We start from the raw sequence: 222 nt of genomic DNA, 5'->3' as shown, positions 1-222 counted from the left end.
CCGCACGCTCACGCAACTCGGTCGGGTACTTCTTCGGTCGGGCCATCTTCGATGCATCCTCTCCCAGGCGAAACCTGGAAACGAGGCCTCCACGAAAACCGGCCTGGCTCATAGTTCTCGGCGTGCATCTGCCGGATCAGGTCCAGCAACCGCTCATCCTCCTGCTGGCGAGCGGACGGCGCCCGGCTCTTGCGGGCGTAGTAGCCCGACACCGACACCCCG

General features: G+C 65.3%; 1 pseudogene. It reads right to left on the bottom strand.

Annotated features, from left to right (window positions below):
- Positions 1–8 precede the first annotated feature (8 nt).
- Positions 9–222, bottom strand: a pseudogene (locus SK069_RS20200) (hypothetical protein); the annotation flags it as partial.

This window comes from Patulibacter brassicae, from assembly GCF_033949425.1.
Classification (GTDB): domain Bacteria; phylum Actinomycetota; class Thermoleophilia; order Solirubrobacterales; family Solirubrobacteraceae; genus Patulibacter; species Patulibacter brassicae.
Note: the sequence above shows the minus strand (reverse complement) of the source record. Positions and strands in the feature narration are given on the sequence as shown.